Genomic DNA, 24,748 nt, shown 5'->3' on the forward strand with positions numbered 1-24,748 from the left:
TTGGATGAATTACCCTCCTTCATTGTAAGGGGAGGAGGATTAAGGTTGAAACGATTGATTATTGCATCTCTGATGTTGATATTCTTGTTACTTGCCGGATGTGCGAAAGATGATGTGGGAGCTCCAAAAGATAATGCCGTTGAACCACAGTCTGAAGAGCAGGCAGATAATAATGCTGCCAATGATACAATAGATGAGAAGAAAGATACTGAAACAAAACAGCAAACCTCATCCGGTAATCAAAAGGATGATGAGGAATCCAAAGAAGTTTCAGAGAAAGAAAGCAGCAGCGACAACCAGTCTGTTCAAGAGGATACGACCAATGCCCCTGCTCAGCCGAAACAGGCTGAACAGAATGCTAAAGAAAAGCAGGCCAAGCCAGCACAACAGGGAAATAATCAGGCGAAACAGTCTTCGGACAAACCGGCCTCTTCCAGTGATCAAAAGGAAGAAGCGGAAAAGCCTGTTAAGCAGGAAGAGGCGTCCCCACCGCCAAAGCAGGACCCTCCAAAAGAGCCTGAAAAGCCGAAACAAACAGTCACCATCACCATTGTTGCTCCGGATGTGAAAGGGACTATCCTTTCTGCAACAACGGTGGAAATGGCCGAAGGTGATACGGTCCTGGCTATAACGCAGAAAATCGTTAAAGCTAAAGGCATTCAAATGAGTGTAAGGGGAGCGGGTGCGGCTGCCTATGTTGAAGGAATTGATAACTTATTTGAATTTGACCATGGGCCGATGAGCGGCTGGGAAGCCTCAGTCGACGGCAAAACATTAGATAAAAGTGCCGGTATATACGGAATTAAGCCGGGACAGGGTATCAAGTGGCATTACACGAAGAACTATACAGAATAGATAAATCAGAGGATTGAGTTGAGTTAAATGATACGGGGATTTCGATCGTTTCATCCTGTTATACTGCTTCTATATTATATCTTGGCGATAGCCGGTATCATGCTGTATCAGCACCCGGTGTTCCTGGCAACATCCGCTCTGGCGATAGGCCTCATCAACTGGATGCTAGACAGGGGCAGGGAACTGAGGAAATGGCGGGTCCCGATCTTTTTAATGGGTGTCCTGACTCTGCTGCTGACACCCTTTTTTAATCGGCGCGGCAATCATATTTTATTTTATTTTTTTGAGAATCAAGTATTTCTGGAAGCGGTATGGCAGGGAGTGATGATTGCGTTGACTCTTGTCGGAATCCTTACCCTGTTTATTACCTTTAATTTAGTCATCACACCGGATAAATTCGTATTTCTATTCTCGAGGGTCCTTCCGCAGTGGGCGCTGCTAATCATGTTGTCTATGCGGTTTGTCCCCCTGCTGAGAAAAAGGCTCAATGAAATCGGTGATGTCCAGGCTGTTAAGGGTCTGTCAATCAAAAGCGGTTCATGGAAGAGCCGGACCCGGACAGGAATGCTACTTTTGCAAATCCTTTTGACCTGGTCGCTGGAAGAGTCCATTCAAACAGCAGATTCCATGACAGCGAGGGGATATGGCATAGGAAAGCGGAGTAAGTACCAACCTTTTCATATGAAAAAAAGGGATTGGACCGCGCTGGCATTCCTTCTGATAAGCGGTTCCCTCATCCTATTTGGCTGGTGGCTGGGTGATGGGGTAATGACATTGCTCCCGAACCTTGAACCGGTTTGGCTATACGGCAGAGAATGGTTTTATTTAGCCGTATGGTGCTTGTTTATTGGGTTCCCGATCTGGACGGAAGGAAAGGAGATGGTGAAGTGGAAATACTTTCGGCACATAGTTTAAGTTTCACTTATCCCGAAACAGCAGAAAAAGCATTAAAAGATATCAGCATCAAGGTGAATCAAGGGGAATTTGTGGTTCTTTGCGGTCCTTCCGGAAGCGGTAAATCCACCCTGCTCCGCCTTTTTAAGCCTGAAATAGCCCCGCACGGTAAAATGGAGGGCTCCCTCTCCTTTCAAGAAAAGCCGTTGGAGGAATTCGATTTGCAGGTGAAAGCCAAGGACCTGGGAATGGTCTTTCAGGATCCGGAAAACCAAATCGCAATGGACAATGTCATGGAAGAACTTATCTTTGGTATGGAGAACCTTGGATTTACAACAGAGCAAATGCGGAAAAAAGTCGCTGAAATGGTCAATTTCTTCGGGTTGAATCATCTCCTGCACAAAAGGACAGATGAGCTGTCAGGAGGGCAAAAGCAATTGATCAATTTGGCTGCGGTATTGCTGCTTGAACCCAAGGTTCTGCTGCTGGATGAGCCGACTGCCCAGCTTGATCCGATTGCGGCCAAAGAGTTCATTCACATGTTGCAGCGCCTAAATGAAGAGTTCGGAATCACGATTGTCATTGTTGAACATCGTCTCGAGGAGCTGTTTACGGTCGCTAACAGGGTGATCATGCTGGAAAATGGGGAATTGCTGCATGACAAGGCGCCGAGAAAAATCATACAGGCGCTTGGAAACCATGACACGATGAGGAGCTTCTTGCCAAGCTCTGCTTTATTATATATGGATTTTCATGAGGGTGAAATTACAGAAAATGTTCCTCTTAATGTGAAAGAAACAAGGCAATGGCTGCAGGGACAGAAGATTGTGTCACAGGAACCGGCTGAAGATCCGGATACATTTAAAACGCCCCTTCTCGAGTTGAATGAAATTGATTTTCAGTATGAGAAAAATACACCGCCCGTGCTCCATAATTTAGGACTCACTATCTATGAAGGGGAGTGGCTGGCGATCGTCGGGGCAAATGGCACCGGAAAATCGACCCTGCTAAAAGTAATCGGGGGCATTCTAAAAGCCCAGCATGGATCGATGAAGTTCAAGGGGAAAAAGGTAAAAAAACGGTTAGCAGATCAAGTGAGCTACCTGCCTCAGAATCCGAAGTTGTTTTTCATTCAGGATACGATTAAAAAGGAATATGACCACATAGCGGAGCAGCACGGCCTTTCAGATGCTGAGGATCGAATCCAGGCACTCCTGGAAAAGTTGAATATCCGGCATCTGCAGGACCGCCATCCGTACGACCTGAGTGGAGGGGAATTGCAGAAAGCGGCTTTGATCGGCAGCTTACTGGCGGAACCGAAGATTCTGCTGATCGATGAGCCGACTAAAGGACTCGATCCCGAATCGAAAAAAGCATTCGGTGAGATTGTCGCCGCCCTGGTGGAAGAAGGACTTACTGTCGTGATGGTCACTCATGACATCGAATTTGCCGCTAACCATGCAACAAGATGCAGCATGCTGTTCCAAGGAGAAATTACCGTAACGGAAAACACGAGGGATTTCTTTCATGAAAACACCTATTATACGACTGTCGTGAACAGGGTCACACGAAACAGCAATGGGAACCCGGTTGTTACATTGGAGGAGGCGAAACGCCTATGGCGCGTTCAAAACCTTTCTTAATTGGCATCGCTGTCCTGATTTTGGTCATCCTCACTGGTTTTCCATTGTTTAACCAGCAGCACTATCTGGCATTGAGCCTGTTGATCATGGCAGCATCCTTCCTCCCCTTCATGATCAGTTTCTCTGCGAGACAGGTGATGAGCAGGGAGCTGGTCGTAATAGCCATACTGGCGTCGATTGCAGCCGTCAGCCGGGTGCCGTTTGCATCTTTACCAAGCATCCAGCCAACTACTTTTGTGATCATCATGGCGGCTATGGTCCTCGGACCGCAAAGCGGCTTTGTAGTCGGTACCTTGGCCGCCATCGTCTCCAATCTGTTTCTTGGCCATGGCCCATGGACGCCTTGGCAGATGTATGCGTGGGGCATGATCGGCCTGGCTGCAGGACTTCTTGGGAACACCAGGTTCATGCAAAATAAGATTGGGCGCTGTATCTTCGGTTTCATTGCCGGGATTGCTTTCGGATGGATAATGAATCTGTGGTTTGTCGTCGGCGTCATCCAGGATTTCAACTGGCCTGCCATTTTTTTATACTACAGCACCAGTTTTTACTTTGACCTCGCCCATGCGGTCTGCAATGTGATCTTCCTTTGGGTGTTCAGCGCGGGCTGGATGAAAATCATCGGCCGGTTCAAAGTGAAGTATGGATTGTTCCAGAACGTATGAGAAAAGAAGTGTTTATTGAGCAAACATGTTAATACTTAGTTTATCTGAAGAAGAAGTGGTTAAATGCATACGTAGTTTCCTTTAGGTAAAAAAATATTCTTTTTTACCATATCATTAAAGGGGATAACTATATGCATGCCCCCTTCTTCTTTCCTTCTGTATAGGGTCACTTGATTCGCCAGGACGAAGAAACATTTTTATACATGGGTCTGAATACCATAGGTAATGTAAATCCATTAGCCTGAAATGGGGGGTTCACATGATAAAAGTCTCGGGGATGCCTTTTCAACCAACGGGCTCGTTGAACTTGGGAACGATTGAAGAAGAAATCATACAAAGCATGAATGAAGCCCGGGTGCTTTACTCTTATTCTTCTCTCAATGAATTACGGTTTGAACTCAATACCCGAACAAATATAATAGATAGCGCGAAGGACATGAGTGAAGGAGGAGCTGAGTTTACAACCTTCCAATATGCCATCTGTAATCCAGAATACTGGAGTCTGACAAACGAAGGGGGATTCCAGTTAAGAGCTGATGTCAGTCCAGCTGGGGCTGTTCAGGATATTTACCGGAACAGTTCCCAATATGCATTTGAGTGTGCGACAGCCTGTGTCATCATTCTTTATCACGCAACTTTGAATAGTATCCGTAAGCCTTCCTTTAATTCCTTATTTCGAAACCTCTACCTGTACAGTTGGCATACAGACCCGGACCTTGGTTTATATACCTTTTACGGCGACCATTATTTACCCGGTGATGTAGTGTATTTTAATAATCCGGACTATAGTCAGGAAAACCCTTGGTACAGGGGGATAAATGCTGTTGCCTTGGACGGTGGCATGTTTTTTGGACATGGACTGGGATTAATGAATGCTGAACAGATCATCGAGTTTTTGAACGGAACCAGAAAGCCTGGAAGCAACCAACCTGCTTACCTAACCCGTTTGATCTCAAGGCCTTCATTTAACAGTTTATCTGCATTATCCACTATGCAAAGAGAACGCCCAGTTGATAAAGAGCCTTCATTCATCATCCATCATAATATGAGTTCGATATCCTTCGTAAAGTATTTGAGTTATCTACTCTAAGAAAGATGGCAATGGTTTGCCATAAGAAGGAGTATGAGCCAAATCCCTGTCTCATCACTTGGACACCTAACAATCTTCAATAATAAAACACTGTATTTTCACGAGGAGCGGAAATCATACTCTTTTCAAGTAGCAATAATCAATCTGAAGACAGCCTAAAAAAGCGACGCCACCCATGGCATCTACCCAATTTTTGGGTTGACGGGCTCAACTTTCATCGAAGTGAGTATTATGTATAGTGATAATACCCTAACATGAAAGGAAGTATTTAAATGTATGATAATGTAAATGCACCGCCTGTTATGGGTGCCAATGTTGCTCCGTCTTATGTTTCTCCAGCGTATGCGTACCCTGCTGCTACTGGTGGATACGATACATTCGTATTGATTGTAGTATTGTTTATTTTGCTAATCATTGTAGGCGCTTGTATCGTCCCTCATTGCTAATATACATGCATAAAAAAATCCTGTGCAGCCCTTACTTGCACAGGATTTTTTTATGGTTAACAGGCACAGTTGAGTAATCTGGCTATATATAACGGCGGTTTTTTAAAGCTCCCCGTTGTTCTTCAGTTCTTCCCTCATTTGTTCTTCCTGTTCTTCCACTGAAATTCTGTTGATCTGCTCAATTAAGAAGTGCTGCAAGTAATCCCTTTCTTCATTGCACTCCAACTCTTCTCCTTTTTTCATATAGATTCCCCCCCCACTCTCATATAGATTCCTTCACCCTATTTTCACCTCATTTCCTGAAGGGTATGTAATCTTAAGATCAATGAACCAATGTAGGCCATTAGAAAAAATAGTTGGCTCTTTTAAGGACTATTAGTATTATTAAAAATATGGGAAAGCTCAAATTAGCTTTTTTTCAATGCTTTGATTTAAAATAAACACTAGGTTTGCTTTTATAATATTGCCCAGGCAATCATAATACATAAAAAGTTAGCGTGCGAGTATTCCTTCTTCCCATGATGTCCTAGAAGAGTTTAACAACCGGCTTGGAAAGGAATAGTGGATTAAGGGAAAGGCAATGATAAAAAAATAAAATCGACACAGGTAGTTAGGGTGGAAAACCGGCACCTGTATCAGTACTTCAAATAAATGAACGACTTCCGGTAAAGGGGAGTAGCTGTACAATTAAAGTCGTCAGCACGAGGAAAATCTCCGGCTTAATTGGCAATTCACGTTGTTAGCGAGACCTTTACTGTATCACCATCATACATAGAAAGGAGAGATATGTTTGGAGTCAATCTGGTTGGAATACGCATGGGCACTGCTCATCTTGATTGGTCTTGAAGGTTTACTATCTGCTGATAACGCACTTGTTTTGGCGGTCATCGCCAAGCATTTGCCAGAAGACCAGAAGAAAAAAGCCATCAGTTATGGTATTCTAATGGCATTTTTCTTCCGGTTTGGAGCACTTTTTGCTATTTCTTTCATCGCAAATGTCTGGCAGGTTCAAGCGATCGGGGCTGCCTACCTCATCTATTTAGGGGGAAAACACCTGATTCAGGCCCGTTTCGGGAAAGAGAACGAAAACATCGAGAAGGAAATCGAAAAGGATGCGAAAGGAAAAGGCTTCTGGCCGACAGTAGGAAAGATCGGTTTAGCAGACCTTGCTTTTGCCATTGATTCAATCCTTGCTGCTGTGGCTCTTGCCTTGGGACTGCCTGCATCAGGTTTGGGAGACTTTGGCGGAATGGATGCAGGAAAATTCATTGTGGTTGTACTCGGCGGTATCGCAGGATTGATCTTGATTAAGTATGCTGCAACATGGTTTGTGCAGCTCCTTGACAAGCGCCCGGCTCTCGAAACAACTGCTTATGCCATTGTAGCCTGGGTTGGTGTAAAACTGGCGGTCATCACGCTTGCTCACCACGATATCGGTGTATTGGATCATGATTTCCCTCATAGTACACCATGGACCCTTACATTCTACGCAGTACTTGTGGGAATCGCACTTCTAGGCTGGTTTGCGCCAGAGAAGAAATCTCAGGAAGGCAATTCCTAAAATGATATTAAGAAACGGACTCTTTATGGGAGTCCGTTTTTTATTTGGATTTTTCGCTTTTGTTTAATGCCCTTCCAATAAGGTAAAAGACATAATATAACGATTAATTTCCAATTCTGCCAAGAGAATTTCTACTAAGAAAAGGAGAGGAATCGATTATGAAGAATAAATCGAAAAAAAGTGTCACTGCCGTTTTAGCAACTTCATTGGCATTAGGGACAGCACCAACAATTGCCGGAGCGGTTGACTTGAGCGAAGTGAATGAAAATTATGCTGGTGTCCTGGATTGGACAGAAGAAGATTGGAATCTCTATTTGGATGAGAACTTTGATACCAGCCTGGATGATTATGATACGGTTGAAGATCTGGAGAACCGTGTGGGGCCAGTTATCAATATCGATGAATTAGCCAATGGTAATTTCAATGATGCAAATATACTTGAAATGATGGAACGAAACAATATGGATTCTCAAGATTTGGCTGAATTTCTAGAAAACAATGACGGATCAGACAATATTCATTTTATAGGAGATCTTGAAAATGCCCTTAGTGATGAAGGCATTATCGATCCAGTGGATATAAGTGATGGTGATTCCGAGTATGAAGATGTGCTCGATATGGATCTGTTGGATGAAAATTATCTGACACCGCTTAATTGGACCGAAGAGGAGTTCAACAATTATCTCGGAGAAACATATGATATGGAACTTGCCGATTTTACTGATTTTGAAGATCTGGAAACAACGGTTGGACCACTATTAGATGATAACACTTTAGACAATCTGCTGGCGGACTATGGCCTGACTGAAACAGAACTTGCTGAAATACTGGAAACCAATGATGAGACATTGGACAACTTCTATTTTATATCTGACCTTGAAAACACACTTGATGATACCATGCCTGCAAATGATGGACAGTCAACTGAAGATACAGATACAGAAGATACAACTACAGAGGATGAACAGACAGCTGACGATACAAATACAGAAGGAACAGATACAGAAGATGAGAATATGACATCAGATGGAACAGAAAATGGCCAAGCAGAAGAAGATGAAGCTGCGGCAGGAACGGACAATTCAGGAACTAATAATGGAGAAGGCAATGATGCAGCCAACACTAATGGTGAGGTAACCGAAGAAACGGAAAATGGAGCGGAAATGCCTGTTACAGCTACAAGTGCAATTGAAAACATTATGATTGGAACGGGTGTGGCGCTGATTGGTGCAGCAGCACTAATCGGCAGAAGAACACGCCAAGGTGAACAGTAATGAGAAGGAGAAAATCAGGAAGAGCTATGCTTAGCCGCATAGCTCCTACTTTTTTTTCAATCATTCTTATAGTATCAGGTGTCCTCTTTGCCGGGTATCATGCTTATGGCTATGCGAAAGGGTACTTTGCTGTTGACTCGGCGGATATCACAATCGATGAAGGAAAGCTGCAACAGACGAGCAATGAGGCGTTCAGCAAGGAAGAAAAGAACGAGAGTAACGTGTCCCCTGAAGAGAAAGCACTCTATCAACAAGCCCCAGCTAAAGGGGAAAAAATCGGCAAGCTGCTAATTCCAAAATTGGATATCTCCATGCCGATATATGAGGGTGCTGATGAGAAAGTACTGGAGAAAGGTGTAGGCCACTTCTCAGGAAGTGTTTTACCTGGAATGCAGGACAATGCTGTTCTTTCCGGCCACAGGGACACAGTTTTTCGGGATCTTGGCCAGATTGGTGAAAAGAATTTTCTCATAGTGAAAACGTCAGCCGGGAAGTTTACGTATCGGGTAAATCAGGTGCGAATTGTCGATGCTGATGACCGCACGGTTATAGTGCCAAAGGAAGAAGCCACTCTGACCGTGACGACCTGCTATCCATTTGATTATATTGGGCATGCGCCGAAGCGTTATGTGCTTGTGGCGGAACTTGTAAATAAAAAAGTAAATTAGTACTTTCAACTCCTGTTGCTCTAAGGAACAGGAGTTTTTTTGTGGGGAAAATTTGCACATTCCTGCCTGAATGGAAATATTATCTACTATATAGGGATTTTAGCTTAGTTCAATATTATTCCATCCGGAATTAAGAATTCAAAAATCCTGTTTTTTGGCTTAATTCAGTACCTTAGTTATATTTCATATGTAATGGTATATATTTCGTTATATGAGCGACTGGTAATAATTGTATAGTAATACACCATTATGCTCATGCCCTTTTGCAAACATATGAGAATTTCATAAACGATATAGGGGGTGGGAAGATGGTTAAGAGAAAGCTGGTACTAATACAATTTTCACGGGCACTGGTTCCCCTAATGGTCATGCTTTTTCATCTATCCCTTACGATGCATGAGTATTTTAATTTTAATTTATTCGGCTTGGCTACCCTTCCGATGTCGGGAGGAGTCAGTTACTTTTTTGCTTTGTCCGGTTTTATGATGTATTACGTTTATCATAAGAAGTTTGGCCAGTTTCAGCAGTTCAAGGATTTTTTAACCAATCGTTTCATCCGCATCTACCCACTGTATTGGCTCTTAACCTTGGTTTTACTGCCTTTTCTATTTATCTATCCATGGTATGGGATGGGGCATGAAACAGAGCTTGAAACCATTATATCTTCTTTTTTGCTTTCCCCTTCCCCGAGCGGGAATCCGCCGGTCATCATTCCTGCATGGTCATTGAAATTTACAGTCCTTTTTTACTTGATGTTTTCTCTATGGTTTCTGCCGAAAAAGAAAATCGCAAAGCGTATTTTGACTGGATGGGCAGTTCTGTGCCTGGCCTATTTTCTTGGCTGGCTTCCCTATTATCATTTTCTGACTGATTTTTTACTTAGCCCTGAAAATTTGATTGCTCTTGGCGGTATGGCAGCAGCTTATATAGTAATGCGCTTCAAAATCAATACGAACTTGGCGGTTTTTTTAGCTGCAGGGGGTTTTCTTGGTTTTCCGTTGATATGGCTGAACTCCCTTGACCCTGTCATCAATCTTAATTTTGATTTAGTAACAGGACTGATTTCCATCTTCATCATTCTTGGGCTTGCAACAATTGACCTGAACCGAGAGATACATATTCCCAAAGCACTGAACTATTTGGGAAATGCAGCCTTCTCCATCTATCTTTCTCACAATTTGGCACTGGATTTTTTTTCTGAGATTTTAAGCAGGTTCCAGGTTTATGAGTTTTTCGGAGGCTGGCTCCTCAGTATCTTCTTTTTTACCACGATGCTTCTATTCGGCTGTTTCGTCCATTCTTATATTGAAATTCCGCTTTTCAATAAGCTGAAATACAGAATGTTGATGAAAAAACATAAGGTCAAAGGGGTGAAAACGATTATTGTACGTTAGGTGTTTTTTGGAATCATTTATCTCCATGGAAGATAAAAATTTGCTGCTTAGAGGTGAGGCTGTGAGGGTTTTAATAACAGGCGGATATGGATTTATCGGATCATTTGTCGCGGAGATGTTTTTCAGGGAAGGGCATGAAGTGCATATCATTGATAATCTGGCAACGGGCAATAAAGAGAATGCCAGGTTCAGCCATATTTTGTATCAAATTGGGGTAGAAGACCCGAAGTGTGAAGAAATTTTCAAAACCATAAAGTTTGATGCAGTGATCCATCTAGCTGCTCAAGTCAACGTTAATGTATCAATGGAAGATCCTCTATTGGATTGTAAATTCAATATTCTGGGCCTGGCCAATATGCTGCGTTTAGCAAGCAAATATGGGGTGAACAAAGTCGTTTTTGCTTCTTCTGCAGCTGTTTATGGATTAAATGAAGAGGTTCCTCTCAGTGAGGAGTCCTCCTGCAGCCCCATTTCCCCCTATGGCTTAAATAAATGGGTGGGCGAAATGTATTGTCAGAAGTGGAAAGAAATATATGGGGTGGATACACTGTGTTTCCGTTTCTCAAACGTTTACGGGCCAAGGCAGGGGGCCCAGGGTGAAGGAGGCGTCATTTCCACTTTCATTCAAAAGGTACAGCAAGGAGAAGAGCTTACTGTCTTTGGAGATGGGGAGCAAAGCAGGGACTTCATCTACGTCCAGGATGTAGCGGAAGCGATATACCTCAGCGTCGAAAAGGGTCTGTCCGGCATCTACAACCTTTCCACTAATATAGGCGTCAGCGTCAATTCTGTAATTGAAGCACTGGGGCGCCATGTGGAATTAAATAAAGTGAATTATGAACAATCAAGACAAGGGGATGTGAAACACTCCCGCCTTGAAAATCAGAAAATAAAGGATGAGTTAAAATGGAAACCGCTCCATACATTTCAGGAAGGATTAGAGAAAACCTATTTATGGTTTGAAGAAAAAGAGCCAGAACAGGCCAAAAAAGAAGTAAAGAAAAAATCTGCAGAGATTCCGGAGTGGATCAAACATTTGGAGCCGGCACTCCCGTATGTGAAAAATATCGGACTGCTTATTCTATTTGTATTCATCAGTTCACTTACGGAGGGGTTTTTATACCTGGTTGATTATCAGCTATTCTATCTCGTGATGGCCCTCTTCCTGTTCAGGAAACCCCAGGCGATTTTAACGATCGTGCTGGCATCAGCCTGGTTCATCGCTGAAAGCCTTTCCCTTGGAAGAAATCTGTTCGGCCTTATGCTTGACTATAATACATTGGTCCACATTAGTTTATATATCTTTACAGGCCTTGTCCTTCGTTATGTACTGGAACATCAAGAGAATTTGATCAGCAAGTATAAGGAGGAAGCCGTCAGGATTTCGGAGAATTATCAGCTGCTCGATACGGCCTATAAAGATACAATGCTGGTAAAAGACGAACTGCAAAGACAGATTTTCTATGCAGAGAACAGTGTCGGAACTGTATATTCAATCATGAAAACCTTAGATACGTTGAATCCGCTGGAGGTTTATCATAACTCCATCCATATTATTGAAAAGTTAATGGATACGAATCAAGCAGCCTTTTATCTCTTCCAGTCCTCAGAAAACATATTCAGGCTTGCATCTAAATCAGAAGGGTTTGAAAGCGAAGCGGTTATCAGGACCGATCACCATGAAGTTTATGGAGATGTTGTAAAATCACATAATTTATACGTTAATAAACAGCTTGATAACAGCCTCCCTTCCATGATTGTCCCATTGGTAAGAGACGGCAAATTGACAGGGATTTTCATTGTCGATGGCTTGCCTTTTGAAAAGGTATCCCTCCCTTATATAAACATGATGGGCATCACGGCCGATTTGGTTTCTTCCTCATTGAACTGTGCACAACGGCATCAATCAGCAATCTATAAAAACAGGTGGTAGGGACATAATTGCTTTCAAGGGAGGTGGGTATCATGATTTTGTTCCTCATTCTTTACTATTCTTTTTGCTTATTATACGGCATGGTCTCGATAGGAAAAAAATTCGAGAATGGGATAATAAAAACCATTATCATCACTTTCTTTCCTGTGTTGGGTTTGCTGCTCGCTCATTTCTTATTTAAAGAAGAACCTTTTTACAGGGAAGAATCAGAGGCTGAGGCAGATATTCAAGGGAAGGCACCGGAAGTCCGGGACTGTATAGAGTTTCTAGATGTTGAGCAGGAAATAAGCTGGATTCCCTTCTCTGATGCATTGCTTCTGGAAGATGATAAATTGAGAAGGAAGTTATTAAAAGCCAGCTTGAAAGGCAATCTTATTCAAAATGCGAAACTCGTAAGCAAAGCGTTAAAAAGCGATGATTCAGAAACTGCATACTATGCTGCCACGGTCATTATGGAAATGCAGCGCAAAATCGTCAACATCATGCAGGAGCTCACAGATAAAAGAGAACACTCTCCTGATGATCCTGAATTTATAGCTTCCTATATAGAAATTTTAAGAGACTATATAGACAGCGGATTCATAGATAAAGAGACAATCAGGAAATTTCAAGGTGAGCTTTCCGTTTTACTGGAAAAGATTTTGGAGAGTGAGCTAAGTTCGAAAGACTATTTTATCAGTAAAATCGAATGTGACTTAGCCATAGGGAGGGAAGATAAAGCCGATGAATACAGCCAGCTTTTCATGGACACCTATCCCAATGATGAGGACTCTTACCTGATGGCATTGAAGGTTTTTCATTCTATGCAGAACCGCCATATGTTTGAAGAGGTCTTGAGCCGATTAAAAAGAAAACCTATTAACCTGTCTTTAAAAGGGTTGAACACCCTTCATTTCTGGTCTTAGGAGGATTATCGTGAGCCAAAACAAAAAATTTTTTGGAATAATCCTTATAATGATACTCTTTTTATTTATCTATGGTCTTGGTTTGTTAAGTGCCCGTTCCACTCTTGTCTCACAATCAGCTGGCAGTCACCAGGACCCGCCGGTAGATGCTGAAAAAACGTCAGCTCTTTCCCCGGATGAAATGAGCAAAATGAAGCAAGACCCAATACTGCTGATATATGACCCGCAATCAACGCAGAGTGGCGGTTTAAAGGGGAATGTTGAAAAGACCTTGGACTATATGAAGAAGCCTTATGAAACAGTTGAAGTGCCAGAGCTTCCTGTTGATATGGAAAAGTACCCAAACATTGTGATCCTGTTCCCTGACCTGGAGAAAATCAATGATATCACTTCTTTGACAGACTATGTAGCCGAAGGAGGAAGGTTATTTTTTGCCATCCGTCCAGATACCGATGAGAATTTTTACTCGATTCAAGAAAAACTGGGGATCAAGGAGCCGGATCCAGATTATAAAGATACTCGAACCATCCACATGGTATCTGATTTGATGCTTCAATCAGCCAATATGAAATTGAACGATAAGAATCAATTCCCTAATTCTGTATTGGACATCAGTTTAGAAGAAGAGTGCAAGGTTTATGCCTTAACGGATGGGGAGATTCCATTCTTATGGAGCAGACCGTACGGTAAGGGGAAGTTCATGGTCTTCAACGGAACCATGCTTGATAACAAGATGAACAGGGGAATGATTGCAGGTGCTTTAAGCCATTTGAATGAACTATTCATCTACCCGGTCATTAACTCAAAGGTGGTCTATATTGACGATTTTCCCGCTCCATTTCCAGACGGCACCCACAAGTTAATCTATGAAGATTATCAAGTGGACATTCCCGTTTTTATGAATGAGATCTGGTGGCCGAAGATGCTTCAGTTAGCAAAGAAATATGATATTAAATATACCGCCGTTATGATCGAGACCTATAACGATAAGGTGACAGGCCCTTTTAATGAACGGCTTGCGGAAGAAAATTTAATGATTTATGGGCGTGATGTCCTGAATACAGGCGGGGAACTGGGGGTCCATGGCTATAATCACCAGTCACTTACATTGGACCAGGACCAGGTGGAGGAGCTGGGTTACAATGCCTGGAATGACAAAAGTGTTATGGTCCAATCCCTGAAAGAAGTAGAAGCCCTGGTTCATACAACCTTTCCTGATTACACTTTAAAAACATATGTCCCCCCTTCCAATGTATTAAGTGAAGAAGGGAAACAGGCGATTAAGGAAGCCATTCCTTCTATAGCTAATATAGGCTCTTTATATTTGGAAGACGAAGAAAATATCGCCTATATTCAAGAACTGCAATCAACCGAAGAATTTAATGAGATTCCCCGTTTTACGTCAGATTATCATTACAAAGATGAAACCAGATGGTCAATAACCAACTCCGCCACTCTATTCGGCTCTTTTTCCCACTTTATCCATCCTGACGATATCCTTGACGAAGAACGAAGTGAAGATAAAGGGTGGCCTGAATTATCCGAAGAATTCAGGCATTTGCTGCGTGATGTGAAAGAAAAATACCCCTGGATGGTAAGCCAGACCGCTTCGGAGAGCAGCTACAGCCTCAAGAATTATCTCGGTGCAAAGGTGGCTTTCTCACAGGGCGGGGATCAATTGAAAGGGTATATTAATGAGTTTCCTGGTAAATTGGATTTTATCCTGCGGACTGACACGGCAATAGTTGAAAGTGAAGGCTGTATAGTACAGAAAATCGACAGCAGCCGCTACCTGGTTCGTGCAGTTGCATCCAAGTTCACAATTGAATTGGGGGAATAAAAATGCGTATTTGTATTATCGCAGAAGGTTCCTACCCCTATATTGTCGGAGGGGTGTCCTCTTGGGTTCAGACACTCATTACCTCAATGCCGGAGCATGAATTTGTTTTTTATGCCATCGTTGCTGATGAGAAAGATAAAGGAAAATATAAATACCCACTGCCGGAAAACCTGGTAGAAATAAAAGAAGTGTTTTTGAATTCTTATTTAACAGAACCAGTCAATCCGGGAAAGAAGTATAACCTGGATGCTTCTCAAAAAAAGGCGATAAGAAACCTTGTTGTTAATGAGACTGAAGAATGGGAAGATTTCTTCTCTCTCTTTGAAGGCAAAGGGATCGATATCGATTCCATTCCTGACTTCATTACCAGCAGCGATTTGGTAGATGCAGCTAAAGAAATATGTATGGAAAATTACGCTGATCTTCCTTTTACAGAACTCTATTGGTCTTTAAGGTCCATGCTGCTGCCTTTATTTTGGTGCCTGAGCCACCCTGCTCCTGAAGCAGACCTTTACCATAGCATATCAACGGGATATGCAGGGGTGATGGGCGCCTATAGCAAATACAGATACAATAAACCTTTCCTCTTAACAGAACATGGAATTTATACAAGAGAGCGAGAAGAAGAAATTATTAAAACAGATTTGATAAATGGCCACTTTAAGGACTTGTGGATACAGTACTTTTACAGTTTATCCAAGTCTGCCTATCACAACTCCGACCAGGTCATCACCCTGTTTGGCAAGAATAAGGAGATCCAGATGGAAATTGGCTGTCCTGAAGAAAAAATCGCGATTGTTCCCAATGGTGTAACAGTTGCCCGGTTTAAGGATCTCCCTGGAAAGCTGCCGGAAGACAAAGATACTCTTCATATCGGTGCTTTTGTAAGGGTTGTGCCGATAAAGGATATAAAAACAATGATCCGGGGCTTCAATGTTGTCAAGAAAACAATCCCCCATGCAAAGCTGTATATTTTCGGACCGTATGATGAAGAGCCCGAGTACTATGAGGAATGTCTCAAGCTGATTAAATTGATGAACCTCCATGATGTCATTTTTACAGGCACTGTCGATGTAAGGGATTTCATGGGACAAATGGATTTTCTCGTGCTTTCAAGCATCAGTGAAGGACAGCCGCTTGTTTTATTGGAGGGGCTGGCAAGTGGAAAGCCATTTGTTTGCACAGACGTAGGCGGCTGTAAAGAAATCCTGTTCGGCATGGAGGATGGCTTTGGGCCGGCAGGGCATATCGTCCCTGTCATGGATTATTCTGAATTGGCCAAAGCGATGATAGAGCTTGGGCTTAATCCTGATAAACGTGAAGAAATGGGGGAGAACGGCCGAAAAAGGGTGGAGGCCCACTTTTCCATGAAGAAGTTTGTAGAGCATTATAAAGCAATTTATGGTGAAAGGGGGGATTCTCATGGCGGGAATAGGATTTCAACTGCAGAAGCTGATGAATAAGAGGTCATTTTTTAATGGGCTGCGCATGTATGCGCATTCTACACTGATCATTTCCGGGCCGATGATCGTGTGTATTCTTCAATTGATTGCGGCACAGTACCTTTTAAGAGAGGCAGGATCACCGTTCATCGAAAGAGAGCTTGTATTAGCGGGGACCTTGTATGGTTTTATATTTTCACAGTTGATTTCCGGCGGATTTATCTTGGTGTTGACAAGATATGTCGCTGACCAAATTTACACAAATGAAGAAATAAATATCAGGTCCTCTCTATATGGAATTTTAGCAATCACCTTGCTGGCAGGGGGAGTATTGGCCTTTATTTTTTATTCCCTTTCCCCTTTGGGTATGTTGTTTAAAACAGTCTCCTATTTATTCTTCATTGAATTATTGATCATCAATACTCTCAGTATCTATTTATCCGCAGTCAAAAAATATATGGTGATTGTAAAAGGCTACTTAAGCGGTGCAGTCCTTGCAATCATAGCCATGTCCGCAATCTCCTTGGCTATGGATAATCTAACAGCCGCACATCTTCTTGGCTGCATGGGGGCAGGCTTCCTGGTCATTATTCTATTTATGGTCAGGAGTATTAGGATACGGTTTCCAAAGACCAACACGAACTACTTCCATTTTCTTCTCTACTTTAAAAAATATCCTTCACTATTTCTTAATGGTTTGTTTTATGTGGCAGGATTATTCGGGCATATCTTCATAGTCTGGGGGAGTAATTGGCAAGTTAAAGTAGGTGGTACCTTTGTCATGGCCCCTTTCTATGATGTTCCGATCTTCTATGCGTATCTAACCATCATTCCGGCAATGGTTTTGTTTGTGGTTTCTATGGAAACGAACTTTTATAAGGTATATAAACGTTTCTTCGCCAAAATAATGGGGCCTCACAGCCTGAGGGAAATTAACGAAACAAAGAAGAAAATGTTTTTCGTTCTGTTCCGGGAGCTCTCCAATATTATGCAGGTACAAATGATTTTCACCATATTGGCGATCATCTTGGGAATAACGGCAATCCCCCTTTCATCCGCTCAAACCGATACGTTTTCTATTTTGGTCATTGGAAACTGCTTTTTCATCATTATGTTTATTGTCATGCAGATCTTGCTCTACTTTGATGATCGAAAAGGGGCTCTTTTCATTATGGCCTGCTATATGGCGGTCACCTTGTCCACAATGGCTGTCATGGTGATAGTGGAAGGGAATCTTGGCATCCCTTGTTTTGCAGGCGGCTTCATCGGGGTGCTGGCAGCTCTGTGGAGGCTTGCCTACTATAAGAAGAATATAGACTACTACACATATTGCCGGCAGCCGCTGGTAATCAGGGAAGAGAGAGGATCGATGGATAAACTGGCGGAAAAATTGAACTACTTCAATGGAGGGGTAAGGGGAGGAAAAGAATAAAGCAGCATTTTAAGAGATTTCAGCAAAAAAAAATTTATAGACGCTCGATTATGAAAAAGCTATAATAAGAGCAAAATAATCTGAAAAAGGCAAACTTCTCCGAAAGGGAAGGACGCAAAGCCATGAGCCTAAACGCTGCTTGCAGTGTATGGTTGTCAGGTTGCCAGGTGCCCGTTCTGTGTGCCTCGGCTTGCAGAATGGAGGAGAAATCCGTTGAAAAAATGGATAATGGCTGTAGTATTATTGTTCAGTTTTTTACTACCTGGAGGGGCAGGTTTTCATGTGGATGCAGTATCAGAACAAGACCGGGCAACCTGGCTCTGGAATCCATGGATGATTGTCAAAGATGAAGCGGGTACGCTGGACTTTCTAGAGAGCAAAGGGCTTAACAAGGTATATGTGCAAATCGACAGGGATATTGCACCCTCGGTATACCGCAGTTTCATCGAAAAAGCATCATCTGCAGGCATGAAGATCTATGCTTTGGACGGAGCTCCTGATTGGGTTGCGCCAAAAGGGTATATCAACCAGGACCGCCTGATGGATTGGCTGGCAATCTACCAAAACGGCTCTTCATCACAGCAAAAATTCTCTGGTGTCCACCTTGATGTGGAACCTTATCTATACACCCGCTGGAACACAAAGCGGGGAGCGACAGTGAAATCCTATCAAGCGCTGCTGGTAAGAGCCAAAAACAGCGCAGACCATTTAAGCCTCCCTCTAGAAGTGGACATGCCGTTCTGGTTTGATGAGATCTCCTATAACAATATATATGGTAAAGGCTTGCTGGCCGAGTGGGTGATCAGCTCGACCGATAGCGTTACGATTATGGCTTACCGGGATAGCGGCTCATTGATCATAGACCTTGTCAGGAATGAAGTTGAGTGGGCAGGTAAGTATTCTAAATCATTGGTTGCAGGGGTGGAAACCGGAAAGACAGACGAAGGGAACAATATCTCCTTTTTCGAAGAGGGAGAATCATATATGCAAACCGAGCTTGGAAGTGTCGAAGCTTATTATGAAGATGTACAGGGTTTTAACGGAACAGCCATCCACCATGTGGGAAGCTGGATGACGATGAAGCCTTAAGAATTCGGAAGATACCTATAGCAGGGTATCTTCTTTTAGTTGGAAATAACCCTTTTTGATCAATAGATTCTATTGTAAGATAGTTACAGGTATCCAATGCAGTAAGGACGGTGAAATGGATGAAGGAGTTCGGGGCACTTTCTCATAAAAAGTTATATTATGGAGTTGTTTTCCTGATAATCGTGCTGATGGCAGCAGGGTTATTTGTGGTCAATTCCAGAATGGATCTTTACAATACTGGGTATCTTTTACATACAGGCCTTGTGCTCTCGTTATCTTTATGCCTGCTGCTTTATCCCCTTTTTGAAACCGGCAAACTAAAAGTCCTCATCATTCTTGTAGCTTCCGCGTATTTTTATATGCTTTTTTATTTATACCCTGAAACCTGGTCCACGTTCATATTCATCTGCTTTATTCCCGCACTGTCGATTCTGTTTTTTGATAAAAGGCTTTTCTACTTTACCATGCTATTAAATTCTCTGTTACTGTCGGCATCGATTTTTTATATAGTGCTTGTTGATAAAGGACAATTCTATGATTACATCTATATGGATATCACCGGCAATGTCATTAATATTATCGGCAGCCAGATAATAATATATTTTATATTCTATTTATCTGATATTCGGATGGAAAGACAGCGTATGTACTTTGAACAGCTTCAAAACTCTGAAAGGTTAAAGACGACCGGACAGCTGGCAGCTGCAGTCGCCCATGAGATCAGAAATCCCCTTACTGTAGTAAAAGGGTTTCTGCAATTCTACTCAGCTGATGAAACGTTTACCCAGAGCCATAAAAAGAATTTCAATTTAATGATTGATGAACTGGATACCGCGGAACAGGTCATTTCGCAATTTCTAACCTTAAGCAAACCGAATAAAGAATTAGCCCAGGACTGTGTGGAAATCAAGGGCATCCTAAATGATGTGACAGAGCTCTTGAAAACATACGGCTTGCTGCACGACAATCATATCGATCTGCAGGTGGAATCACATTGTTTTGTCCGGGCGAATTCCATTGAGCTGAAACAGCTATTTATAAACCTTATTAAAAATGCCATCGAGGCTTCTCCGCAGGGGGCATCCATACTTGTTAAAGCGGAAAGGATAAATGATAAAGTCGAAATTCAAGTAACGGACAGGGGCTGCGGAATGTCCGAGGAGGAAGTAAATTCGCTGGGCACTCCTTTTTATTCATTAAAGAGTAAAGGAACAGGACTCGGCCTCATGATTTGCTTCAATATTACAGAAAAATATAATGGCACCATCCACTTCGCCAGTTCAAAAGGAAAAGGAACAACAGTCACCATTCGCTTTCCTTTCAGTGAGGCATAGAGAAGGTTCTTCTGATTCTTGATTTCTAAGACAGAAGAACCTTTTTTATTATTGGAACCTCTTAAAATGTTTCACGTGAAACTATCCTCTCTTCCTCCAGTTCTATATTAATGAATTTCGACATATGGTGGGGTAAAGGGACAAGTCCGACAATATGGAATAAAGAGGTGAGGAGCAACTTGAGTGAAGAGTCGATCAAACAGCAGATTCATAAAGAACTGCATCACGGGAAGCTGGGTACCAGAAAAGTGATCAAGCGCACGTTCTTCATCTTGCTGGGTGCCATTTTGATGGCTTTGGGAATTGAAGTCTTTCTTGTGCCCAACTTGATAATGGATGGCGGAATTGTCGGTATCTCAATCCTTCTATATAAGTTGACAGGCATTAAACTTGGGGTATTTATCTTTCTGTTGAACATCCCTTTCTTCTTTTTAGGATACAAACAGATCGGAAAAACTTTTGCAATCTCGACTGTTTTGGGAATTGCCGTGTTATCTGTTGCCACCAGCTTTCTCCATCATGTGGCAGCTTTTACACAGGACATGCTTCTGGCGACTGTGTTTGGCGGTATCGTGCTGGGTGCCGGAGTGGGAATGGTCATCAGGTATGGCGGCGCTTTGGATGGGAGCGAGATTCTTGCCATCCTGTTGAATAAGAAGTTTCCTTTCTCGGTTGGTGAATTCATCATGTTTTTCAACGTGTTCATTTTTGCGTGGGGGGGATTCGTCCTTGGCTGGGATCGGGCGATGTATTCTATCCTTGCCTATGTCATTGCCTTCAAGACCATTGATATCGTGATTGATGGCTTCGATGAATCGAAATCGGCATGGATCATCAGTGATAAAGACCAGGAACTCGGGGATGCCATCCTGGCCCGCCTTGGACGAGGGGTTACCTATCTGAAGGGTGAAGGCGGCTATTCCGGAGAGGATAAACGAGTCATTTTTTGTATTGTGACCAGGTTGGAAGAAGCAAAATTAAAAGCCATCGTAGAAGAGCTGGACCCGACCGCTTTCCTGGCAGTGGCAGATATCAATGAGGTGCGCGGAGGCAGATTTAAGAAAAGGGATATTCATTAAACCGATGGGACGGTCTTGCTTGTAAAGTGAAGCATGACCGTCACTTTGTTTTTACAATCCGGTCAAAAAGAGCGCTGCATTCATGTACCTTTTTGCAATGGATTGGTAATAGGCAGATTGTACGGTGAGTGCCGATACAATCAGGACATTCAGTACGATATCGCGATCTTCAGCACTGATTCCTTCTAAAGATGCCACCAGTGCCTGGCATTCTTCTTTAATGAACCGTTCGATAAACAAGTTCATGGGTGTATGTTCCTTTATTCCGGCCTGCAGTGATGTATGGTGGTGGATTTTATCAAAAACAGATGCATAGGCAGAATAGAGTATGACCGGGTTAATGACATCGTCGGTACGATCCTCAGGGTTGTTGAAAACAAGCGTCAAAATCTTGCGGATCGATTCAAAGTCCAGCGAGGCTTTCAAATCTTCTACGATAAATAAAATGGCTGCTTGGTCAATGGTATACTTCCTGCCGAGCTGCGGGGTCCCGATCAATTCTTTAACATCCCGCTTCACCCAGTTTTGTACGGTGCTTGGAGAAAGGTTCGTAAATTCAATTTGATTTCCCAGAGAGACGATTTCATTAATGGAAAAACCAAACTCTCCTTTTTCCATCCTGAATAATTTATCAAAGATAGAAGGCATTTCAGTCGAAATGAAGGCTTTTAATGTTTTGCCGCTCTCCACTTCTTTCTTATGGACCGCTGCCCAGGCATCCTGCAATACCATTAAAGGTGTAGGGTCTGTCGATTCATATAATGAATAGAGCAAATCGGCCATGTTCTTTCTGGTTAGTGTAAAGGCTTCCATGTAATCACCTCTCTCCCTTCCGAATCTCCTGTTTTCTTCTATTATCGTAATTGTTCCGCCAATCCCCGTCAATCCTCTCCCGCAGTTCTGGTATTTTAATGGTAATGGCACAATAGGATTGAATTACCTTTGATTATAATTTATAATTAAGTTCAATTACGAGTTCATTTGAACTTGAAAAAGAGAGGGAGAAATAATGGGAAAACGTATTCTGTATTTTCTGTTGACGAATATTCTCGTATTATTGACGATTAGTATTATCTTCTCTGTTACAGGGGCAGGTAATTATATTAATGCGCAAGGCAACATTGATTTAGGAGCTTTACTGGTCTTCAGTGCAATCATTGGTTTCTCGGGATCATTCATTTCACTCGCTATGTCCCGCTGGATTGCTAAAAAAATGATGAATGTCCGTGTGATTGATCCAAACAAGCCTATGTCTGCTATGGAACAAGAGGTAGTTGAAAAAGTCCACCGTCTGTCCAAAGCCGCTGGTTTAATGCATATGCCGGAAGTCGGTATCTATGATTCCCCTGAAGTCAACGCATTTGCAACCGGTCCTTCAAAGAAACGTTCTTTGGTTGCTGTTTCCTCAGGGTTGCTGCGTGAAATGGATGATGACGCAGTAGAAGGCGTTATTGCCCATGAAATTGCGCATATTGCCAATGGTGATATGGTGACAATGACCCTGCTTCAAGGGGTAGTGAACACGTTTGTTGTATTCCTGGCAAGGATTGCTGCCTGGATCGCATCCCGCTTCGTGAAAGAAGATATGGCGCCGATTGTTCACTTCATTGCTGTGATTGTCTTCCAGATTATCTTCTCGATACTGGGAAGCATTGTCGTCTTTGCCTTCTCCCGTTACAGAGAGTTCCATGCGGATAAAGGTGGAGCGGATCTGGCAGGCAGGGACAAGATGGTTCATGCGCTGCGTATGTTGAAAGCCTACACTAACCGTGTAACAGAGGAAAGGGACACATCTGTAGCGACATTGAAAATCAGCGGACGGAGAAAGTCTGCATTGTTCTCCACTCACCCTGACCTGGATGACCGTATTAACCGTTTAGAAGGCAGATAAAATAAATACCAGGATACCGGTGCATCCGGTATCCTTTTTTACTTCTCCATTTATTAGAGTGAATATTTAGATTATAATGGCAACTGAAGGAATAAATTTTATGGACTGGTCAAGAATTGAGAGAAAAGGAGCCATAATATGAACGCAAACTCGCAGAAAAGTATCATTGAAAAGTTAAATTTCAAGAAGTTCCCGGCAAAAGCCATTCTCAACATTCCCGGAAATGTTAGTGACTTTGAAGGATCCGACTATGATGAAGAACTCAAGGAGCAGCCATACGACCTGATCTTTGTCTTCATTTTCAGCCTTGAAGAGTTTCAAGAGTATTTGAAGCTGGCTGTGGACAAGAAGCTGGTGAAAGACAACGGGTACTTATACTTTGCCTATCCAAAGAAAAACAACACAGAATATGAACAATACATAGAGCGTGACAGTATTTATAACGAGAAACACTATAATGAGCAAGGATTTGTCCATGGCAGCAATCTGAAGTTCTCCCGGATGGTAAGTCTCAATGAGGTTTTCACCGTAGTAGGGATGAAAGCGCAGCCTTTGAAGAAGAAAGCTTCATCTTCAAAAAACAGCCAGTGTGTCGATGATTATATCGAGAATATTGAAGATATAAAAAACCACTTAAAAAACAATGCTTCCGTGCTGAATATTTATAATGAACTGACCCCGGGTTATCAGAAGGATTGGGCCCGCTATGTTTACAGTGCAAAACGAAGAGACACACAGGAAAAACGCCTGCAGCAAATGGAGGAAGTTTTGGCAGAAGGATATAAATCAATGGATTTGTACAGAAGAGAAAAGAAATAAGCTGAGGGCCGGTATTGGTCCATCTATGATAAGATGAGAACGGTACCGGCCTCTTTGTTTTATGCTTCTTCTTCACTCATCAATGCATGAATGTTATCCTCGGAGTCTTTGAAAAATGCCATCCAGGTTTCGACGGCCCCCATTTTAGCAACCACATGAGGTTCATCGATAAATGATATCCCCTTTTGATAGAGGTCTTCATAGGCAGCTTTAATATCGCCTGCCTCAAAATAAATGACAGAGCTGGCGGCAGCAAACTCCTCTTTCTCGGGCAGTGTCAGCATCAGGCGCATGCCATTACATTCAAAGAAGGCCATGCTGTCTGTGTGAAACAAAAGGGATAAGCCCAGTTGTTCTTGATAAAACTGTCTTGCTCTCTCAATATCTTTTACTGGTATTCCGATTTGTCCGACCTTTTGTATTTTCATAGTAATCCCCTTTTCTATCATTTCTCTTGATTTAATTTTCAGACAACTACATTATACTTTTTAACA

General features: G+C 42.5%; 23 protein-coding genes and 1 riboswitch. Of the genes, 20 read left to right on the plus strand and 3 right to left on the minus strand.

Going from position 1 to position 24,748, the window contains the following annotated elements; genetic code table 11:
- Positions 1 to 45 precede the first annotated feature (45 nt).
- The 6 genes from M1E09_RS00225 (at position 46) to M1E09_RS00250 (ending at position 5,593) form a co-directional block, all read left to right on the plus strand.
- Positions 46 to 855 (plus strand): DUF4430 domain-containing protein, encoded by an 810-nt coding sequence (locus M1E09_RS00225; protein WP_456272908.1) that lies wholly within the window; start codon positions 46 to 48, stop codon positions 853 to 855.
- Between the two features lie 27 nt (positions 856 to 882).
- On the plus strand, positions 883 to 1,770 hold the full coding sequence (locus M1E09_RS00230) for an energy-coupling factor transporter transmembrane component T (protein WP_456272909.1): 888 nt from the start codon (positions 883 to 885) through the stop codon (positions 1,768 to 1,770).
- Positions 1,743 to 3,392 (plus strand): ABC transporter ATP-binding protein, encoded by a 1,650-nt coding sequence (locus M1E09_RS00235; RefSeq protein WP_456272910.1) that lies wholly within the window; start codon positions 1,743 to 1,745, stop codon positions 3,390 to 3,392. The genes M1E09_RS00230 and M1E09_RS00235 overlap by 28 nt, the downstream gene beginning before the upstream one ends.
- Positions 3,368 to 4,057, plus strand: coding sequence for an ECF transporter S component (locus M1E09_RS00240; RefSeq protein WP_456272911.1), 690 nt, complete (start codon positions 3,368 to 3,370; stop codon positions 4,055 to 4,057). Before M1E09_RS00235 ends, M1E09_RS00240 begins: the two co-directional genes overlap by 25 nt.
- A gap of 259 nt (positions 4,058 to 4,316) precedes the next feature.
- Complete coding sequence (locus tag M1E09_RS00245; RefSeq protein ID WP_456272912.1) at positions 4,317 to 5,147, plus strand: protein-glutamine gamma-glutamyltransferase; 831 nt, start codon at positions 4,317 to 4,319, stop codon at positions 5,145 to 5,147.
- A 302-nt stretch (positions 5,148 to 5,449) separates the two neighbouring features.
- Entirely contained in the window at positions 5,450 to 5,593 is a 144-nt protein-coding gene (locus M1E09_RS00250) for a YjcZ family sporulation protein (protein ID WP_456274859.1), read from the plus strand.
- Positions 5,594 to 5,695: 102 nt separating this feature from the next.
- On the opposite strand, the gene M1E09_RS00255 is transcribed toward M1E09_RS00250, so the two are convergent.
- Entirely contained in the window at positions 5,696 to 5,836 is a 141-nt protein-coding gene (locus tag M1E09_RS00255) for a hypothetical protein (protein WP_456272913.1), read from the minus strand.
- Between the two features lie 547 nt (positions 5,837 to 6,383).
- Here M1E09_RS00255 and M1E09_RS00260 point away from each other — a divergent pair.
- The 12 genes from M1E09_RS00260 (at position 6,384) to M1E09_RS00315 (ending at position 21,544) form a co-directional block, all read left to right on the plus strand.
- Entirely contained in the window at positions 6,384 to 7,154 is a 771-nt protein-coding gene (locus tag M1E09_RS00260; RefSeq protein ID WP_456272914.1) for a TerC family protein, read from the plus strand.
- Positions 7,155 to 7,312: 158 nt separating this feature from the next.
- Positions 7,313 to 8,428 (plus strand): processed acidic surface protein, encoded by a 1,116-nt coding sequence (locus tag M1E09_RS00265; protein ID WP_456272915.1) that lies wholly within the window; start codon positions 7,313 to 7,315, stop codon positions 8,426 to 8,428.
- Positions 8,428 to 9,096 (plus strand): class D sortase, encoded by a 669-nt coding sequence (locus tag M1E09_RS00270; RefSeq protein ID WP_456272916.1) that lies wholly within the window; start codon positions 8,428 to 8,430, stop codon positions 9,094 to 9,096. The genes M1E09_RS00265 and M1E09_RS00270 overlap by 1 nt, the downstream gene beginning before the upstream one ends.
- Positions 9,097 to 9,404: 308 nt before the next feature.
- Entirely contained in the window at positions 9,405 to 10,490 is a 1,086-nt protein-coding gene (locus M1E09_RS00275; protein ID WP_456272917.1) for an acyltransferase family protein, read from the plus strand.
- 61 nt (positions 10,491 to 10,551) lie between these two features.
- Complete coding sequence (locus M1E09_RS00280) at positions 10,552 to 12,423, plus strand: NAD-dependent epimerase/dehydratase family protein (protein WP_456272918.1); 1,872 nt, start codon at positions 10,552 to 10,554, stop codon at positions 12,421 to 12,423.
- Between the two features lie 32 nt (positions 12,424 to 12,455).
- A complete protein-coding gene (locus tag M1E09_RS00285; protein ID WP_456272919.1) occupies positions 12,456 to 13,328 on the plus strand; it encodes a hypothetical protein in 873 nt (290 codons plus the stop codon).
- Between the two features lie 10 nt (positions 13,329 to 13,338).
- Positions 13,339 to 15,168, plus strand: coding sequence for a DUF2194 domain-containing protein (locus M1E09_RS00290; RefSeq protein ID WP_456272920.1), 1,830 nt, complete (start codon positions 13,339 to 13,341; stop codon positions 15,166 to 15,168).
- A 2-nt stretch (positions 15,169 to 15,170) separates the two neighbouring features.
- Positions 15,171 to 16,631: a GT4 family glycosyltransferase PelF gene (pelF, locus tag M1E09_RS00295; RefSeq protein WP_456272921.1), complete on the plus strand. Its 1,461-nt coding sequence runs from the start codon at positions 15,171 to 15,173 to the stop codon at positions 16,629 to 16,631.
- Complete coding sequence (gene pelG / locus M1E09_RS00300) at positions 16,591 to 18,042, plus strand: exopolysaccharide Pel transporter PelG (RefSeq protein ID WP_456272922.1); 1,452 nt, start codon at positions 16,591 to 16,593, stop codon at positions 18,040 to 18,042. The genes pelF and pelG overlap by 41 nt, the downstream gene beginning before the upstream one ends.
- 78 nt (positions 18,043 to 18,120) lie before the next feature.
- Positions 18,121 to 18,210: riboswitch (cyclic di-GMP riboswitch) on the plus strand.
- 45 nt (positions 18,211 to 18,255) lie between these two features.
- Positions 18,256 to 19,131: an amidase gene (locus M1E09_RS00305; RefSeq protein WP_456272923.1), complete on the plus strand. Its 876-nt coding sequence runs from the start codon at positions 18,256 to 18,258 to the stop codon at positions 19,129 to 19,131.
- Positions 19,132 to 19,250: 119 nt separating this feature from the next.
- Entirely contained in the window at positions 19,251 to 20,465 is a 1,215-nt protein-coding gene (locus M1E09_RS00310) for an ATP-binding protein (protein WP_456274860.1), read from the plus strand.
- A 218-nt stretch (positions 20,466 to 20,683) separates the two neighbouring features.
- Positions 20,684 to 21,544, plus strand: coding sequence for a YitT family protein (locus tag M1E09_RS00315; protein WP_456274861.1), 861 nt, complete (start codon positions 20,684 to 20,686; stop codon positions 21,542 to 21,544).
- 51 nt (positions 21,545 to 21,595) lie between these two features.
- Here M1E09_RS00315 and M1E09_RS00320 read toward each other — a convergent pair whose 3' ends face one another.
- Entirely contained in the window at positions 21,596 to 22,357 is a 762-nt protein-coding gene (locus M1E09_RS00320; protein ID WP_456272924.1) for a DUF1836 domain-containing protein, read from the minus strand.
- A gap of 196 nt (positions 22,358 to 22,553) precedes the next feature.
- Between M1E09_RS00320 and htpX the strand changes: the two genes are divergently transcribed.
- Together htpX and M1E09_RS00330 are read left to right on the plus strand one after the other, a co-directional pair.
- Positions 22,554 to 23,435: a protease HtpX gene (gene htpX / locus M1E09_RS00325; protein ID WP_456272925.1), complete on the plus strand. Its 882-nt coding sequence runs from the start codon at positions 22,554 to 22,556 to the stop codon at positions 23,433 to 23,435.
- Positions 23,436 to 23,573: 138 nt separating this feature from the next.
- Positions 23,574 to 24,254 (plus strand): YdeI/OmpD-associated family protein, encoded by a 681-nt coding sequence (locus tag M1E09_RS00330; RefSeq protein WP_456272926.1) that lies wholly within the window; start codon positions 23,574 to 23,576, stop codon positions 24,252 to 24,254.
- A 59-nt stretch (positions 24,255 to 24,313) separates the two neighbouring features.
- On the opposite strand, the gene M1E09_RS00335 is transcribed toward M1E09_RS00330, so the two are convergent.
- Positions 24,314 to 24,682 (minus strand): VOC family protein, encoded by a 369-nt coding sequence (locus M1E09_RS00335; protein ID WP_456272927.1) that lies wholly within the window; start codon positions 24,680 to 24,682, stop codon positions 24,314 to 24,316.
- Positions 24,683 to 24,748 lie beyond the last annotated feature (66 nt).

Source organism: Bacillus sp. AK031 (genome assembly GCF_053903065.1).

Coding starts and splice junctions, on each gene's coding strand:
- M1E09_RS00230 (WP_456272909.1), top strand. CDS start 883: ATGATACGGGGATTTCGATCGTTTCATCCTGTTATACTGCTTCTATAT.
- M1E09_RS00240 (WP_456272911.1), top strand. CDS start 3,368: ATGGCGCGTTCAAAACCTTTCTTAATTGGCATCGCTGTCCTGATTTTG.
- M1E09_RS00245 (WP_456272912.1), top strand. CDS start 4,317: ATGATAAAAGTCTCGGGGATGCCTTTTCAACCAACGGGCTCGTTGAAC.
- M1E09_RS00250 (WP_456274859.1), top strand. CDS start 5,450: ATGGGTGCCAATGTTGCTCCGTCTTATGTTTCTCCAGCGTATGCGTAC.
- M1E09_RS00255 (WP_456272913.1), bottom strand. CDS start 5,836: ATGAAAAAAGGAGAAGAGTTGGAGTGCAATGAAGAAAGGGATTACTTG.
- M1E09_RS00265 (WP_456272915.1), top strand. CDS start 7,313: ATGAAGAATAAATCGAAAAAAAGTGTCACTGCCGTTTTAGCAACTTCA.
- M1E09_RS00270 (WP_456272916.1), top strand. CDS start 8,428: ATGAGAAGGAGAAAATCAGGAAGAGCTATGCTTAGCCGCATAGCTCCT.
- M1E09_RS00275 (WP_456272917.1), top strand. CDS start 9,405: ATGGTTAAGAGAAAGCTGGTACTAATACAATTTTCACGGGCACTGGTT.
- M1E09_RS00285 (WP_456272919.1), top strand. CDS start 12,456: ATGATTTTGTTCCTCATTCTTTACTATTCTTTTTGCTTATTATACGGC.
- pelF (WP_456272921.1), top strand. CDS start 15,171: ATGCGTATTTGTATTATCGCAGAAGGTTCCTACCCCTATATTGTCGGA.
- pelG (WP_456272922.1), top strand. CDS start 16,591: ATGGCGGGAATAGGATTTCAACTGCAGAAGCTGATGAATAAGAGGTCA.
- M1E09_RS00310 (WP_456274860.1), top strand. CDS start 19,251: ATGAAGGAGTTCGGGGCACTTTCTCATAAAAAGTTATATTATGGAGTT.
- M1E09_RS00320 (WP_456272924.1), bottom strand. CDS start 22,357: ATGGAAGCCTTTACACTAACCAGAAAGAACATGGCCGATTTGCTCTAT.
- htpX (WP_456272925.1), top strand. CDS start 22,554: ATGGGAAAACGTATTCTGTATTTTCTGTTGACGAATATTCTCGTATTA.
- M1E09_RS00330 (WP_456272926.1), top strand. CDS start 23,574: ATGAACGCAAACTCGCAGAAAAGTATCATTGAAAAGTTAAATTTCAAG.
- M1E09_RS00335 (WP_456272927.1), bottom strand. CDS start 24,682: ATGAAAATACAAAAGGTCGGACAAATCGGAATACCAGTAAAAGATATT.